Raw genomic sequence first — 15,644 nt, 5'->3', positions numbered from 1 at the left:
GTTACACCTTCCTTATTAATATCCAATTTAGAATATCAGGAATATTACAGGCTTTCTCCCCAAAGCTTAATATAGTCGCCCCTGAAATATGTAATACCAACCCCCAGAGGCTTATTTTCTTGATCGGTAAACTTCTGCTCAACCACCAGCAAAGGGACATCATTATATATATTTAAATAACGTTTTTTTTCTTCATCGGCAGCTTCAACAGAAATTAATATCTCTTTTTTCATTGAAAATAATGGTGTTTTCTTTGAAACCATCTCCGGGAAAGTTGCATACTGAATCTCCTTTTCCACAATAGGCATACCGCGGTAGTAAACCAGGAATTTTATATCGTATGCTACAGGCTCCCCCTCGGTATAAAAAATTCTTCGTATCATAATAACATTTTTATTTTTTGATATCCGAAGCTTATCTGCCAGCTTATCATCGGGTTTTACTATATTTACTTCTAATAATTTGGTACGGTCCACACTGTTTATGCTGTTCTTCATCTCATCATATTGAACAACATACTTAGAAAACTCAGGTTTCTTCACATAGTTTCCTTTTCCTGGTATTGAATAAATATAACCCTCATTAATAAGAATTGCCAGGCTTTTTCTTACGGTCATCCGGCTGACATTAAACTCCCGGCAAATTTCATTTTCTGAGTCGATGGCATCCCCGGTTTCTAACTGCCCTGTATTTATTTTATTTTTAATTTTTTCTGCAATTTGCACATAAACAGGTGTTTTTCTCATTTACTTTCCTTCCCTTTCCCCTCTCCAATCCAGCTGGAACAAATCTTAACCCCATTCAAGGCATCCCTGGCAAATCCGTCAGCCCCGGTATATAGACAGGTATCTTCGGTAAGAAAACTACCGCCAATAATTATCTTCAGCTGATCCCGTAAGCCGGCCTCCTTCATTTTTTCAACCACTTCCCTCATGGCATCAGTGGTATACGTTAAGACCCCGCTTAGCCCCAGGATCTCCGGCTTATATTCTTTAACTTTTTCTAAAAATAACTCACCCGGTACATCTACTCCTAAATCAATCACTTCAAAAGACTTGGTTTCTACCATGCCGCGAAAGATATCTTTGCCGATATCATGCACATCGCCTTTGACTGTGCCCAGAACTATTTTCCCGATCTTTTTACTGCTGTCACTCTGAAAGCTTTTCAGCATCTGATCTATTTTCAGTACCTCTTTAAATATAATACCCGCCATAATTAAATCAGCAATAAAATACGTTTTATTCTCATACAGTTCTCCAACTCTCTGCATCCCTTCGTTGATTGTTTCCAGCAGGGTAAACGGCTCCATGCCATAACGAAGTGCCTGTTCTGAAAATTCCAGAACCTTTTCCTCGTCAAGTTTTTCCACCGCATCTATAATTAAGCTCCTTAAACTTTCCAGGGTTTCCATTTCATCCTCCTTGCTCAACAAATGTTTTTAACTCAAGATCATTATTCACTTAGATAAGCAGGACAATAACCCCTGTCCAAAACCAATCTACAGCTGAACTCTATTTAAATAAATCTACTATTATATACATAAGTATACAAGTCTAGATAATATAATAGTTTAAGAATTGTTTTTTGTCAAAGGCAATGTGACTTCCTTTAAAAACCTCACTGCCCGAATGTCAGAGTACCCGGGCAGTGAGGATAATTCATTTCTGTATATGATGGGAGAACCTTTCGTTAACTTTTTGCTGATTTACATTAACATGAGCAATCTTAACATATGCAAAAAACCTTCTCTGGCAGTATCATCATCGGGTAAGAATTCCAATTCCTCTTTTATCTCCGCAAACAATTCCTCAATGGTCAGCTCCTTTGACATAATACTAAACCCCCTTAATTAATATTTTCCATATTCATGAACAAACTCATTAACCGCTTTTAAATTCTCCGGATTAGCATCCCCACTGGAGAGCAAAACTAGATTCGTGGTAAAAATGTAACCGCCGCCGGGAGCACACTGATCTACTAGTTTTTTAGCGTAGTCTATGCACTCCTGCTTCGTTCCCAGTTTTAGTTTATCAAGGGGCATACCACCTGATAGGGTAATAGTATTTCCAATTGCTTTTTTGGCTTTGAAAATATCATCTCTTTCTAATGTCGCAATCATGAGGCCTTTTGGCAGTTCTTGTAAATATTCATAATAGTTATCCCACAGCCCTTCCAGGGCAGCAAAGACCTTACCCCCTCGCTCATGAACGGCCAAAAGGAACTTTTTATAGGAGGGCCAGTAGAATTTACCGAATTTTTCAGGCCCCAAATATGTTGGAATATGCAGCGGTGTCATTACCCAGGGGAACGGATCCATTTTATCTGCTCCACCTGTAGCAAGCCCGATAGAGTAGTCAACCAATATTTCCGCGGCCTCTTTAATTTTCTCAGGCACTCTTCTGATATCCAGTGTTGTTCCGACAAAACCTCTGTAAAAGTCGAAAATTATATCTAATGGGGCTAATGACAGTTTTCCCGCTATTAGAGGAATGCCCATATCTTGTAAGTATTTAACATTATCAGATATTTTTTTGCCAAGATGTGCTGCTTCATAAGCTGCTTTTTTTAATGCTTCTTTATTTTCCGGGTAGGGTTTGTTTAAGTTGGGATACTTCCTCTTGAAAAATACATTGTCAGTAAATTTTTTGTAGTCAGCAATGAACTCATCGTAATCTTCGGGGAGCATGGGACAGTTTTCCCGGTGTTGAAGAGTAACTCCATCTTCCGAGATAAAATAGGCACTGCTTCCCAGGGCATCATAAACTTTCATGGCACGAGAAAATCCAAATTCCATGGCTCCATCAAAATAAATGTCCTTATAAATTTTTCCGTATATCTCACGCTCTTTTTCGGGATTTTCCAAACATTCTTCTACGGTTGAATTAGCGTAAGCTATGGCATATGTGTCAACTAAGGATAACACCGGGACCCGGTCTGGTTCCTGAAGGTCAGCGGTTGTCATGAATCTGTTTACTCTCTCCTGAAACAGCTTTTCTTTGTCAGTCATCTAACTCACCCACCCCTGGCTTATTTTAACCCCTTCAGCAGCATTGATGGTAAATGCATCGGCTCCAACCATCCTGCACACTTCTTCTGTTACAGGGTTTCCGCCTATAATAATCTTAATATCGTCTCTAATGCCGGCTTCTTTAAAAGCATCCACCGTTTTTTTCATCGAATCAATGGCCAGGGTTAATACCCCGCTCATTCCCACTATTTGAGGTTTTACTTCTTTTATTTTATCAATGAAAACCTCCGGTGAAACATCAATTCCCAGGTCATAAATCTCAAATCCTGCAGCGTCGGCCATGCTTTTAAAAATATTTTTCCCAATGTCGTGCAAATCACCCTCTACAGTGCCCAATACCATGGTGCCGATTTTTGCAGAGGCTCCACTTCCCAGGGCGGGTTTCAGTTTTTCAATGGCCGATGTAAGGAGATCCCCGGCAAAGATCAGGTCTCCTACGAAGTATTCCTCTTTTTCAAACAATTCCCCTACCTCAGCCATTCCCTGCTGACAGGCTGTAACTACCTGCTGCGTCTCTTCCTCTGTGGGGTTTGACGCCACAAAGTTATCCAGCAAACTGAGTACTGTTTCTTCGTCCAACTCTCCTACAGCCTTTTTAATCGCTTGTAAGTCTGCCATACTTCTTCCCCCTTGCATTTATTTTGTAAAGCAAAAACCTTTTTATTAACCTTTCCTTGAACCGATTAAATTTTTCCGATAAGCATTGGCAAATGCTCTGCAGTAAGGGTCTTTCCCTAACAGAGCATTGTTGGCAAAAATTACCGCCAGCATGTCCCTGTCACAGGGGTCCAGGATGGCTGAATCCATGCCGGCAAAGGTTGCCATAGTTAAAAATGTTTTGTTAATTATTTTTCGAAGAGGCATACCGAAGGATATGTTGCTGAGGCCGGAGATAACTTTTATACCTGGATAGAGTTCTTTTACTTTTTTTGTGGTTTCTACAAATTTTAATACCGAGTGGCTGTCTGTGGATATAGCAATTACCAATGGGTCTATATAAATTCGCTCCGGAGCAATTTCATACTTTTGTGCCTTTTCAACCAATGCTTTCGTTAGGTCTATTCGTGTCTGCACATCCGATGGTATTCCATTGTTGTCACAGGTCAGGGCAATTACTTCCCACTCCGTACCCTGCATTACAGGATAGATCACTTCGCATTTATCTCCTTCCAGAGAAACCGAGTTGATTAAACCCGGACGGTCTGCAGACTCCAGCACCTTTTCGATGGTTCTCACGTTAGGGCTGTCAATACATAATGGTTTATCGCTGACCTCCTGCACAATATCTATCAACCATTTTAAAGTTTCTGCCTCCACATCGGGAGCGGTACCGGCACATACATCAATATAATCAGCGCCGGCCTTGTCCTGTTCGACGGCAAGATTCCGTATGTATTCATGATTTTTTTCAACTATGGCTTTTTTGACTGCTGGAATGGTGCCGTTTATTTTCTCGCCTACAATTATCACAAAAATTTCCCCCCTCTCCTGTTGTTTTCCGGTAATAACATGTATATACATGTTATTACATAATCATCTTACCATGCCCGTTTCAAAAAGGCAAGCACTTTTTATTATTTTTTAGTTACCTAATTTTGTAGTTACTGTAGCTATTCTGTGATAATGTCATGTTGAATTTATTCTGATAGCAATACTCTCATTACTTCAGCGGCGGGAATGACAGGTTGGTAATAAATCTTTTCTGGAACGCGGCATCATTGGCCAGCTCAATAAATTCAGCCTTTTCTAATACCTGGAAACAGCGATTTAAATGAGACTCCGACATGAGGGCTTTGGCGGATCCTTCCCCGGCAGCATTTCCAACCGATCTTATCATGTTCTTGTTTGCTGAAGGCAGAAGCCCCAGAATCAGGGCGCTGTCAATATTAATGTAATTCCCAAAAGCCCCGGCAATTAATATTTGTTCAATATCTTCTACTCCTATGCCAAAGTTTTCCGCCAGGATTTGAACCCCTGTATATATTGATGATTTAACCAGCTGGATTTCCCTTATGTCCTTCTGGGAAATTATAATTTCCTCACCGTTTTCCCCTTCTTCCGCAAAGGCAAGGACAAACTCTCTTTTACCGTCAATGTCCCTAAGGCGTTCTTTAATAAGGTGGGGATACTTCACAGACTCCGGGTCGTCAACCAGCCTGCCCCTACTGGAAATCAATCCCACCTGATAGAGCTCTGCCAAAGCCATGACAATTCCTGAACCGCAGATGCCTCTTGGTTTACCACCGTTGATGGTATCAAAAGTAAGTTCACCATTGTTTACTCTTACCATGTCAATAGCACCTTCCACCGCCCGCATTCCATAACTCAACTGAGCCCCTTCAAAGGCCGGGCCGGCAGCGGTAGAGCTGACCAACAGCCTGTCTTTATTGCCCAGGGCAATCTCGCCATTGGTACCTAAATCAATGAGAAGGGTTAATCTATTTGATAAATCTTGATCCACGGCAACAATGCCTGCTACGGTGTCTGCCCCCACAAAACTGGCAATATTGGGAAGCAGCTGAACCCTGCCGCCAGGATTTATTTCCAGGCCTAATTCCTGTCCTTTCAGGGGTGGCAGACGGCGAAATGTTGTAACATAGGGGCTGGCAGCCAGGGAATGAGGGGATACTCCCAACAAAAGATGCTCCATGGTTGAGTTTCCGGCAGCAGTCACCAGGTATATTGACTGTGGGGTAATATTAACTGCTTCACACAGTTCTAGAATAATATTGTTTAAAGTCTGCCTGATGACTGCAGACAACGTATTTAAACCCTCCGGGTCCCTGGCAAAGCTGATACGGGAGATTACATCTGCTCCGAAGGGCGTTTGAGGGTTTGTAGCGGAGGCAGCCGCTATCACTTTTCCTTCGGCCAGATTTACCAGCATGCCGGCTACGGTAGTTGTCCCAACATCAAAGGCAGCTCCATATAAATTGCCGCCGGTATCCCCTGCTTCTATGGAGGTTATCTCGTCATTAACCAGTACCAGGGTAAGCTCCTGCTTTTTTTGTGACGCCATATCTGCAAGTTTCCTGAGAACCTGAGGTTCCACAGGTTCCACCCCGGATAAAGCCCTGCTTATCATTTCCTGCAGAGAACAGCTGTTTTTCAAAGTGGGATATACCGGACTGACGGGCACTTTTTTTACAATCTGCTTCAGTTCATTTTCAGCAACATTGATTGTACTCACTTTCCCCTTTGAACTGATCCCCATCCCCTTAATTTTACCTATAACCAGATCACTGGCGGGATACACCTGGCATGCCAGAAAAGTACCGTCGGCTTTGGGTTTGGCCGGGGTACCCGAATGATCAACCACCTCTCCCTCCAGTATGTTAACCCTGCACTGGCCGCAGGTTCCATTTCCTGCACAGGGAGCATCCAGCATAACTCCCTCAGAAGCCAGGGACATATACAAGTTTTCACTGGTGGAAACCGTCAATTCCCGAATTCCTTCAATTGTTACTTTGACTCTGTTTTCATTTAGTTTTATGTTCATAACATCATCCCCTCCTGCTTATTATCACTTCCGCTGTATATGCTTTTAGTTCTTGATTATATTGAGTCCTTTCAATCACCGGTTCTCCATTAGATAACTAGTTTTTCTGAAAACGCTGAAACACTTTACGTTTGGCCATTTTGTCAAAGCAAAACAGCTGTTACATCAGGAACATTAAGTTCCCATTTCTGCACTGTCTTCATGCTTTATTCTCTTGATCCAATATGTATATACAAGTATATATATTTTATACTATATGGGTTAAAATCTCAATATTTTTTCTGCGGCTTCCATTTATAAAAGGGTTATAAAATGGATAAATACATGTTGAAATTAAAATAAAAACAAGGCCATAAGATTCAGCAGGGCCTTGTGCATTTAAGACAGGTACCTTTACATATTTTTTCAAAAACAGTTTTCAAATGCTCCTCCCAGGAGGCTGCCCGGAAGTTTCTCTTATATATATTTTAACATTATAAGCAAGAAGTCTCCCGCCTCTAAGCCTGATTCAGGCTCTATCAACCTAAAAATAACTTTAGTAATTGGAGAATAGTAAAAAAAGAGTACTGGCCCGAGGAGTATTTATAAAGCAATTTTTCTTCCTGAATTGTTAAGTCGATCGCTCTTTTAATACACCTTTTCTTATTAATTTCTGTCTAATGCTGTACACCAGACTGGCCAGGGCCCTTCTGCTTCTACCTTCGGCTTTTAAAATGTCCACCATTTCCTCTTCTGTCAGTGACCTTCCTTCGGATAAAATTCTTTCTATTTTATCCATTGTTTCCTGACTCCACTCGTTCTTTATACGTACTTTACTCTTTTCAGGTTCCTTTTCTTTCTTTTTCCACCACATTATCATATCATCTCCTTTTTACTGAAAGTTAAAATATTTCGCCCGTTGGTTTCCCAGTAGATCATGGAAGTCAACCACGCAAAAAATTTGGATTGGGCTAATAAAACGCTATCAGGGAGAAGTAAAAGTTTTAGATTTTACACCCGGTAAGAATAATAATTTGCATCAAGTTATGTATATGATTATGATTATATCGTATATGTTAAACAAATCAAGATGAAATAAGTAAATATTTCAAGCCTGACCGATGCTGAAAGCCAACAGCCCCACCGCCAGAATCAGCACTATCTCCTTATGATTCAAGAAAATTGAGAAGCCTGCTGTTCCAACTAGTTATCAAGTTCTGCATTTAATCTAACCCCGCGCGAGGGCATAACGAAATAATATTCATCCCCGTCATAAGCAATATAGACTTGCTTTTCTGCTAGCATATTATCTTTACTATCTAGAATAGTGATTGTAACTTGAGTAGTCTCCTCTTCCGAGACCTCCCCGTTATCCGCCAGTGGAGTCCAGTACACTTGTTTTCCCGGAGACATTTGAACTGAGGGCCCTTTCCGGGTTATATTTCCTGAGGCATCCCAAGTTAGCCATATTCCGTTTGTAGCGTTGTAACGAACAGTAACATCTTTCTCAATATAATCTGCTAAAAATTGAATCCCCGGCGTATAGGACAAAACCAGTGTATATGCCTCCGGTGCTGCATAGACAGTAAATAACAGATCAAAAAGAAAGTCTTGAAATTGCTCCAAGCTCTGGGCATGGGTGCGTAAGTCTTCAAGATATTTGTTTTGTATACTACTGCGGGTAAAATTGTATGTTTGACTTTGCAAACCACTCACTTCAAACGTTAACTGGTCTACATTATCAATGAGAGTAAAGAGGATTACAGCGTTATTGTAAAAGACATCATCCATATTTGAGTTACCAAGGTCTGTGATTTCATACTTAACAGTAATGCCGTATGGTTGTTCATTGGTTTTAAGAGACACTTCCCGGCGAAATTCGGCAAAAGGCAATTGACTGAGCAGGTTTACCACCTTGCTGTTATCACCCACATAAAGCGTTCTATGCTTGTAAATATCTGCTGCCATGTCACTTAATGTTGCTGAAGATGGATCATTATTTGATGTTAAACCGCTTGTTAACAGGATGCTTCCCAGTAAAAACAAGCATAGCAGGCCTATTACAAGGACACGCAAACGTTTGCCATGAAAGTAACTTACCATTTTTATCATTAATATTCTCCTCGTATAATTAGTTTAGAAGCTCCACATTAGTTAATTTCCAGCCAGTTAGCCTGATAATAGTAATTAGACTAAGCCCTCCTCATGAAACATAGCAAATTTTTTATCTTACTTCAAATTCCACAGACAGTTCATCCTGGATATCGGTTCCCTCACCGCTTACCTGTTTAACTATTCGGTAACGGCCTTCTTTAAAATGTTCTTGAAAATCCTTGAGGCCCAGGGTCTGCTCTAAAAATTCCCCGGGTTTCAGCATGATCAATTCCATGGTGAACATCAGCTCCAGGGGTAATTCCACCCATTTTCCATTTTTTTCGGCTTCAACGGCGAAGGGCCTGCCAAAATGCAGCACCGTAGGGCCGTGGTTTATCACCTGAAATTTTACCGTATCTTTTGAGTCATAGACTTTCCTCTCAACCACCAGATCAGCGGAGAGCCCTTGAAGGGGAACATAGATTTTAGACAGCAGGGTATCCAGCACTTCTCCTTTTTCTCCGATTATTTCCGCTGTCAGCAGGTAGTATTCTCCCTGGTTTTCAGGAAGTTTCACTGTAAGAACATCATATGTCTTTACATTTTCCACCAAAACCGTATTTTTCTTCAACTCTTCTAATAAAGCCCAGTTCTCGTCCCTGTGGGTCAGTTTAGCCCTTATTTCCAAGACATCAACATTCATTTTTTTATCAGGAGTCACATAAATACTTACTTCGGATCCTGGCGGCACCGGCCCGGTGCTGATACCATATCCCAGGGGACCGGGATTGAACCATTTTTCGGTAGGTTTATCAAACTCTACGCCGGCCCAAAACTCATCTTCGTTATCAATATCATAAATATTTTCGTTCACGTCGGCCTCCTTAATGGTGAAATTAACGGGATTGCTTCTTCCGTTTTTATTAAGAATTGATATCTGAACTTCGCCTCTGGGCATGGAGATTGCAATGTCAGGCATAGCCTCATGTTGGGATGGGGCACCGGCAGCCAGATATTCCGGCAGTGTAAACGTTATGCTCTTTCCATCCGGTGATGAAACGTTTTGATGATATGCAGTGTTGTCCTGGTTAAAAGTTAAATTTTCATGAACAAATTCTACATCATTTTCCAACATGGTGAATCCAGAACCGTGGATGGTAATCACCGTCCCAACAAAACCCTGCCCTGGTTCAATTGTGTTGATAATTACAGGTTCTGAAGACTGACAGGCGGCAAGCAGTAATAAAGCCAGGCAGACAAAACATAAAACAAATATCTCTTTTATTTTCATTTTGAAACCCCCCGAAGAAAGATTTTTTTAGTTATATATAAAGACGGATTAAGGCCACGCTTAGTTTTAATTACTCCGGGCATTTAATTATTTAATTTACAAAGCTCCTTAAGAGCATTATAAGAAACTGCCTCAAATGCTGCACTGTAATGTCTTCAGCATTCAATGGCAGTTCATTTTGCTCAAGAAAAGATAGAAATAACTCCAGATCAATCGTTACAGCCTCGATGACATATTTGCCTGCTTTGACCGGTCATATTGTACTGACTGTGCTCCGTATCAGACTAAACATGATCAGAACCTCTTTTACACTATACGTAAACAAACCCATCTTTCTTAAAGGCTAGCTATAAGTAATGGCAGTTTATGCTTTATATTCTATTTCAGTAACACATTCCGTTTTGATTTTTCCTACTAGAAACTGAAGAGCATCTACAACATGAGGCCTAATATCGCCACCAATTAGTACATAAATTATATCCGCGCACAAATCTTTGCACCCCTGGTATATTATAACATGTTTTTAGGCATGCATGCAGACATATGTTTTTGCATGTTGTTTCTGTTGACTCTAAATCATTGTTAATGTATTATCATTGTATATACATTTGTGTAAGGAGGTTATTATTAGTGATTTTACAAATTAAAAAATGGGGAAACAGTCTAGCCCTAAGGATTCCAAAATCTTTTGCAAAAGAAATTAATCTGGATACCGGTACAAAAATAAACTTAACAATAGAAAATGGAAAATTAATTATTGAACCATTAAAACAAAATAAATATAAACTAAATGATTTGTTGTCAGAGGTAAATGAAAATAACATTCACAGCGAGTACTCCACCGGGAAACCAAGGGGGAAAGAAATATGGTGAAATTAAAAAAATATTTCCCACAAAGAGGAGATATTGTATGGTTAAATTTTTCACCACAAACAGGACATGAACAGGCGGGCAAAAGGCCCGCTGTGTGTATTTCTCCCAAAGAGTACAATAAAAAAGTAGGGCTTGCAATTTTTTGCCCCATCACTTCTCAGGTTAAAGGCTATCCATTTGAAGTTATCCTACCAAAAGATTGTCCGGTTAAAGGTGTCATACTATCTGACCAGGTGAAAAATCTTGATTGGTCAGATAGAAACGTTGAATTCATATGCACGCTGCCAGAAGATAAGCTGGTAGAGGTTTTATATAAATTAGAGGCACTAATTCGTCGGGGTTGATAATTTCATAACCATTTGAATCTTTTCCAAAGGTACAGTACATTTGCTTAAAAATATTGATCACATGCAGTGGGAAATTGAATTATGCTTTGTATTATAGAATAAGTATTGGGAACTGTTCCTGCCAGGCCTGCCAGAATGTTTCCTTTCAATGCTTCTAAAGCTGCCATCTGTCCCATAACCGGGGCACACATGATTCCTCCTTTTTATTTTAAGCTTATGGTAATTACTTATTTATACGTAGACATGTATCGCTAAGAACCGGAAATCAGATGCTTTGGCGGAAATGATGTTATTTGTGCAAAAATAATTTTCCCTGCCACAACGGCTGCATTTCAGCATCTGCGATGAGTTTACATACAGAGCCGATAAAGAAAACGGTCTCTTTTTCCTGCTCAAGATAATATTTCCATGCTGCATTTAAATTTCCTTCTTACGGGAAAATGTTTGTTATCATCAACATACTGCTTCCGGCTTTGTTTCTCATCAATTATAATGTCCAACAGCACCCATTGGACTAACCCGCCTAAACCGGCTGCGGCAAAGTAATAATTATTAAAGAAAAATACTATTCGACAAAAGATAGCAAATTATCCCAAGGAATATTATGGGTGAACATCGAAGTGTTATAGTAATTACATTTGATGATTTATTCAACATTTTAAAATGATGACTAAAACAATACTTATTAGTATCAGGAGGTAAGTTATGTGTCAAGAAAGTGACAGTGGAAAGATAACTGAAGCAAATTTTATGGCCTTTGATATCGCTAAATGTAGGCAGGCAGAAATGAACCTCTATATCAAAGAACAGGCTATAAATTCTTCTATCATTGCCATTGCATTAGCCGACCTGGATGGAATTCTGACATATGTGAATCCTGCGTTTTTGCGCCTGTGGGGTTATGAGCATGAAAATGAAGTTGTGGGCCGCCCGGTAATGGATTTTTGGAAGGGAAGCGAAAAGGCTGCAGCAATTCTTAAAAATTTAATGGAAAAGGGCAGTTACGAGATCCAGCTGGATGCCAAGATACAAGATAATGAAATTAAATTTCTTCACATTACGGCAGCTATGGTTTACACGCAGGGTGGAAAACCAATTCAAATAATGGCTTCCTTTAAGGACATGACCAAACACAAAAAGGCAGAGCAGCGGATAAAAGAGAGGCACCAGGGGCTGCTGACGGTACTGGACAATACTGCAGCCTTAATTTACGTGGCAGATATGGAGACATATGAAATATTATTTATTAATGAATACGGCAAAAAGAATCTCGGTAATGTTGTCGGAAAGAAATGCTGGAAGGTAATCCAGGCAGGCCAAACAGGGCCCTGCGAATTTTGTACCAATGATAAGCTGCTGGATGCAAACGGCCAGCCCACTGGGACTTACATACATGAACATAAAAACAATAGAAACAACCGGTGGTATGAGTGCCGTGACATAGCTTTACGCTGGGTAGATGGCCGCATGGTGAGAATGGAAATGGCTGCTGACATCACCCAGCGGAAGCAGGCACAGGAAGAAGAGTTAAAGGTTTACGAGCAGATCGTATCTTCTTCCAATGATTTCATGTCCCTGGTGGACAGGGAATACAGATACAGATTCGTAAACAAATCTTATACAAAAAAGGGTGGTTTTAAAAAAGAGGATATTATTGGCAGGCATGTTTCAGAGTTCCTGGGTGAACAGGCCTTTCATGATACCGTAAAACCTGCCATTGACCGCTGTTTTTCCGGAGAAACCGTCAACTATGCCGCATGGTTTGATCTCCCGGGTTTGGGCTGCAGATATGTGGATGTCACCTACTCCCCGTGTTTTTCAAGTGAAGATTCAAAAGTCGTTGGAGCCGCAGTTGTAAGCCGAGATATTACCGAGCGCAAACAGGCAGAGGATGCCCTGAATGAGAGCAGAAAAAAGCTCCAGGCTTCAGAAGCAAAATACCGTCTGCTGGTGGATAATACGCCAGACCATATTTACAGCTATAACCCGGAAATGCGGTATATCGCTGTCAACCAGAGCCTTTGCAAAACTTTCCAGCTTGAATCTCACGAGATTATTGGCAAAAATAATTATGAGCTTAACATTCCCAAAGACCTGGCTCAAGAATTTGAAAAACAGATTTTAAAGGTTCTTGAAACAGAAAAATCTGTAGAAGCTGAGACCACAATCATTATACCTGACGGCACTAAACATACATACAATACCGTCTTGATGCCGGTGTTTGATGAAAAAGGGATGATCACCAGCATAACCGGGACAAACAGAGACATTACAGAACATAAAAAACTGGAGCAGGAAATCTTTAAAATAGACAAGCTTGAGTCAATCAGTACCCTTGCCGGTGGAATTGCCCATGACTTCAATAACTATTTAGCTGCACTGTTAGGCAATACATCTCTGGCCAAGTTTTATATAGAAGATCCACAAAAAGTGTTGGAGAAGCTGGAAAATATAGAGCAGGCAATCCTTCGGGTGAAAGACCTATCCAATCAGTTATTTACCTTTGCTAACGGCGCTGCCCCGGTTAAAAAAACAGTATCCATTAAACAGTCTTTAGTTAGTAACGTGAAGTTTACCTTAAGCGGTTCCAATGTCTGCTGTAAATTTTACATCGACGAAAACCTTTACATGGTAGAAATTGATGAAGGACAATTTAGCCAGGTATTAAACAATATTGTCATCAATTCCCTGCAGGCAATGCCCGACGGGGGAGAGTTGTACATAACTGCAGAAAACACAGAAGTAAAAGCTAACTTTCATGCCTCACTGTTACCTGAGGGGAACTATGTGAAAATTACCATTCGAGATGAAGGGGTCGGCATACCGAAGGAATATATAAATAAAATATTTGACCCATTTTTTACCACGAAACAACAGGGAAGCGGCCTGGGCCTGGCAACGTGTTACTCCATTATTAAGAATCACGGCGGCTATATCTCCGCAGAATCCGAAACCGAAGTAGGAACCAGCTTTTTTATTTATTTGCCTGCCTCCAACAGAGACAGGGCACAAGTTCCTGCAGTAGAGAATATTTCTTACGGAACCGGAAAAATCCTGATCATGGATGACCAGGAGGATTTACTGAAGGTAGCAGAAGAAATATTAACTACCATCGGTTATAATGTTTCTCATGCAAAAAACGGGCAGGAAACCATAGAAAAGTATATGGATGCGCAGAAAAACGGCTGCCCCTTTGACCTGGTAATTTTGGACCTGACTATCCCCGGCGGCATGGGCGGTAAGGACACGTTGAAAGAGCTATTAAAGAAAGACCCTGAAGTAAAAGCAATCGTCTCCAGCGGCTACTCTGAGGATTCATCAATAGCCAATTACAAAGGTTACGGCTTTAAAGGAGCCATAAAAAAACCATTTTCCATAGAGAAATTGTCCAACGTAGTTCACAATACCCTGACTTATTAATATAGTAAGGTAATCTCTTCGACCCCGGCCAAATTCCTCATTATGTACCTGTCAATGCCCAACCTTGATTAACTTGAAAAGCAATTACTTAATCTTCCCTACTCCATGAAAGCTTTTCCTTAACTTGATATTTTTATAAAAACACCTCCACATAAATAGGCATCACATGTTTGCGTGAAAAACAATATCTTTCCTGGTTTAAATAATACATTTCTTGTCAATTATGGGAAAATTATCAAGGATGAAAACAACGTCAAATGAAGGAATTTTTACTCGTATTTAGATAATAACTCATCTAAATTAATAAACTTTATTAGAAATAAAAATACTATTATAACCAATATTGGAATTAAGGTTAGGATTCCAGGATTAGCAAAAAAGGCATCTACCCCTGCACCAAAGCCAGTAAATAAGACACAAGGAACTAGTAATCCTACAGCGGTAAATATAATAAACCTGGAAAGTGATATGCTGCTCATTGCTGCTACGATATTGGGTATAGCTATAGGTATTGCTGGTATATTATGAACGATCACTATAAAACCTATCACAAATTTATCACTTAATTTAGGCAGAACTTTATATCGAGACAATAATTTACTGGTAAACCGGTCTAGCTTAAAAAACCTAAAAACATTTAAAGCAATAAATGAACCTGCTACGACACTTCCCCATGCTAGCAGCATACCTTGTTGAAAATTATAAAGATAACCGCACACACCAGCAACAACAGCAAAAGGAATCATTGGTACATGACACTGCATTATAATTGCAGCACTAATTATTAACATAGCGGCATAGCCAAACTCTCTTATAATCTGACTATAATGAACGATCTGATCTAATAATTCCATTTAGATTCCTTTCTTTTCCTATCATCAATTTCCAATCATGTGATGGCCCTACTGATTTCTACTTGTTGTGTACTAATGGGATTACAATCAATGCCCGGAGATTCCGGAACTTGACTTACAGCAATTAACCCTGTTACCAATATATGGGCCTATCCCTTGCCCAGTTACCGATCATTCAGTGAAGATCTTTATATCTTTTTCTCGCTTCCTCTTATCATAACATGATAAATATTGGTTTCACTCAGTTTCCTGTTTT

General features: G+C 40.1%; 15 protein-coding genes and 1 pseudogene. 3 read left to right on the top strand and 13 right to left on the bottom strand.

The window, feature by feature from the left end:
- Positions 1 to 44: 44 nt before the first annotated feature.
- The 11 genes and pseudogenes from HUE98_RS04115 to HUE98_RS04070 form a co-directional block, all read right to left on the bottom strand.
- Complete coding sequence (locus HUE98_RS04115) at positions 45 to 746, bottom strand: GntR family transcriptional regulator (RefSeq protein WP_241422601.1); 702 nt, start codon at positions 744 to 746, stop codon at positions 45 to 47.
- A complete protein-coding gene (locus HUE98_RS04110; RefSeq protein ID WP_241422600.1) occupies positions 743 to 1,414 on the bottom strand; it encodes a cobalamin B12-binding domain-containing protein in 672 nt (223 codons plus the stop codon). The genes HUE98_RS04115 and HUE98_RS04110 overlap by 4 nt, the downstream gene beginning before the upstream one ends.
- Positions 1,415 to 1,708: 294 nt before the next feature.
- Positions 1,709 to 1,834, bottom strand: coding sequence for a hypothetical protein (locus HUE98_RS17565; RefSeq protein ID WP_277623704.1), 126 nt, complete (start codon positions 1,832 to 1,834; stop codon positions 1,709 to 1,711).
- Positions 1,835 to 1,852: 18 nt separating this feature from the next.
- Positions 1,853 to 3,010 carry a uroporphyrinogen decarboxylase family protein gene (locus tag HUE98_RS04105; RefSeq protein WP_241422599.1) on the bottom strand — a complete coding sequence of 386 codons (1,158 nt, stop codon included), beginning with the start codon at positions 3,008 to 3,010 and terminating at the stop codon, positions 1,853 to 1,855.
- Complete coding sequence (locus HUE98_RS04100) at positions 3,011 to 3,649, bottom strand: cobalamin B12-binding domain-containing protein (protein ID WP_241422598.1); 639 nt, start codon at positions 3,647 to 3,649, stop codon at positions 3,011 to 3,013.
- A 45-nt stretch (positions 3,650 to 3,694) separates the two neighbouring features.
- Positions 3,695 to 4,501 carry a methyltetrahydrofolate cobalamin methyltransferase gene (locus HUE98_RS04095; RefSeq protein ID WP_241422597.1) on the bottom strand — a complete coding sequence of 269 codons (807 nt, stop codon included), beginning with the start codon at positions 4,499 to 4,501 and terminating at the stop codon, positions 3,695 to 3,697.
- Between the two features lie 190 nt (positions 4,502 to 4,691).
- Positions 4,692 to 6,530 carry an ASKHA domain-containing protein gene (locus HUE98_RS04090; protein ID WP_241422596.1) on the bottom strand — a complete coding sequence of 613 codons (1,839 nt, stop codon included), beginning with the start codon at positions 6,528 to 6,530 and terminating at the stop codon, positions 4,692 to 4,694.
- A 610-nt stretch (positions 6,531 to 7,140) separates the two neighbouring features.
- The gene (locus tag HUE98_RS04085) at positions 7,141 to 7,383 is read right to left on the bottom strand and encodes a hypothetical protein (RefSeq protein WP_241422595.1); all 243 of its coding nucleotides are present in this window, start codon (positions 7,381 to 7,383) and stop codon (positions 7,141 to 7,143) included.
- Positions 7,384 to 7,712: 329 nt separating this feature from the next.
- On the bottom strand, positions 7,713 to 8,621 hold the full coding sequence (locus HUE98_RS04080) for a DUF4825 domain-containing protein (protein WP_241422594.1): 909 nt from the start codon (positions 8,619 to 8,621) through the stop codon (positions 7,713 to 7,715).
- Between the two features lie 112 nt (positions 8,622 to 8,733).
- Positions 8,734 to 9,894, bottom strand: coding sequence for an IPT/TIG domain-containing protein (locus HUE98_RS04075; RefSeq protein ID WP_241422593.1), 1,161 nt, complete (start codon positions 9,892 to 9,894; stop codon positions 8,734 to 8,736).
- 364 nt (positions 9,895 to 10,258) lie between these two features.
- Positions 10,259 to 10,384, bottom strand: a pseudogene (locus HUE98_RS04070) (molybdenum cofactor biosynthesis protein MoaE); the annotation flags it as partial.
- A 140-nt stretch (positions 10,385 to 10,524) separates the two neighbouring features.
- Between HUE98_RS04070 and HUE98_RS04065 the strand changes: the two are divergent.
- Together HUE98_RS04065 and mazF are read left to right on the top strand one after the other, a co-directional pair.
- Positions 10,525 to 10,767 carry an AbrB/MazE/SpoVT family DNA-binding domain-containing protein gene (locus tag HUE98_RS04065; RefSeq protein WP_241422592.1) on the top strand — a complete coding sequence of 81 codons (243 nt, stop codon included), beginning with the start codon at positions 10,525 to 10,527 and terminating at the stop codon, positions 10,765 to 10,767.
- Entirely contained in the window at positions 10,761 to 11,111 is a 351-nt protein-coding gene (gene mazF, locus HUE98_RS04060) for an endoribonuclease MazF (RefSeq protein WP_241422591.1), read from the top strand. The genes HUE98_RS04065 and mazF overlap by 7 nt, the downstream gene beginning before the upstream one ends.
- Positions 11,112 to 11,158: 47 nt before the next feature.
- On the opposite strand, the gene HUE98_RS04055 is transcribed toward mazF, so the two are convergent.
- Positions 11,159 to 11,305 (bottom strand): hypothetical protein, encoded by a 147-nt coding sequence (locus HUE98_RS04055; protein WP_241422590.1) that lies wholly within the window; start codon positions 11,303 to 11,305, stop codon positions 11,159 to 11,161.
- A gap of 514 nt (positions 11,306 to 11,819) precedes the next feature.
- Between HUE98_RS04055 and HUE98_RS04050 the strand changes: the two genes are divergently transcribed.
- Positions 11,820 to 14,534 carry a PAS domain S-box protein gene (locus tag HUE98_RS04050; RefSeq protein ID WP_241422589.1) on the top strand — a complete coding sequence of 905 codons (2,715 nt, stop codon included), beginning with the start codon at positions 11,820 to 11,822 and terminating at the stop codon, positions 14,532 to 14,534.
- 269 nt (positions 14,535 to 14,803) lie between these two features.
- On the opposite strand, the gene HUE98_RS04045 is transcribed toward HUE98_RS04050, so the two are convergent.
- A complete protein-coding gene (locus HUE98_RS04045; RefSeq protein WP_241422588.1) occupies positions 14,804 to 15,388 on the bottom strand; it encodes a TVP38/TMEM64 family protein in 585 nt (194 codons plus the stop codon).
- Between the last annotated feature and the right edge of the window lie 256 nt (positions 15,389 to 15,644).

The sequence above is a fragment of the Candidatus Contubernalis alkalaceticus genome (assembly GCF_022558445.1).
Taxonomy (GTDB): Bacteria; Bacillota; Dethiobacteria; order SKNC01; family SKNC01; genus Contubernalis; species Contubernalis alkaliaceticus.
This window is presented reverse-complemented; position numbering and strand designations above follow the sequence as displayed.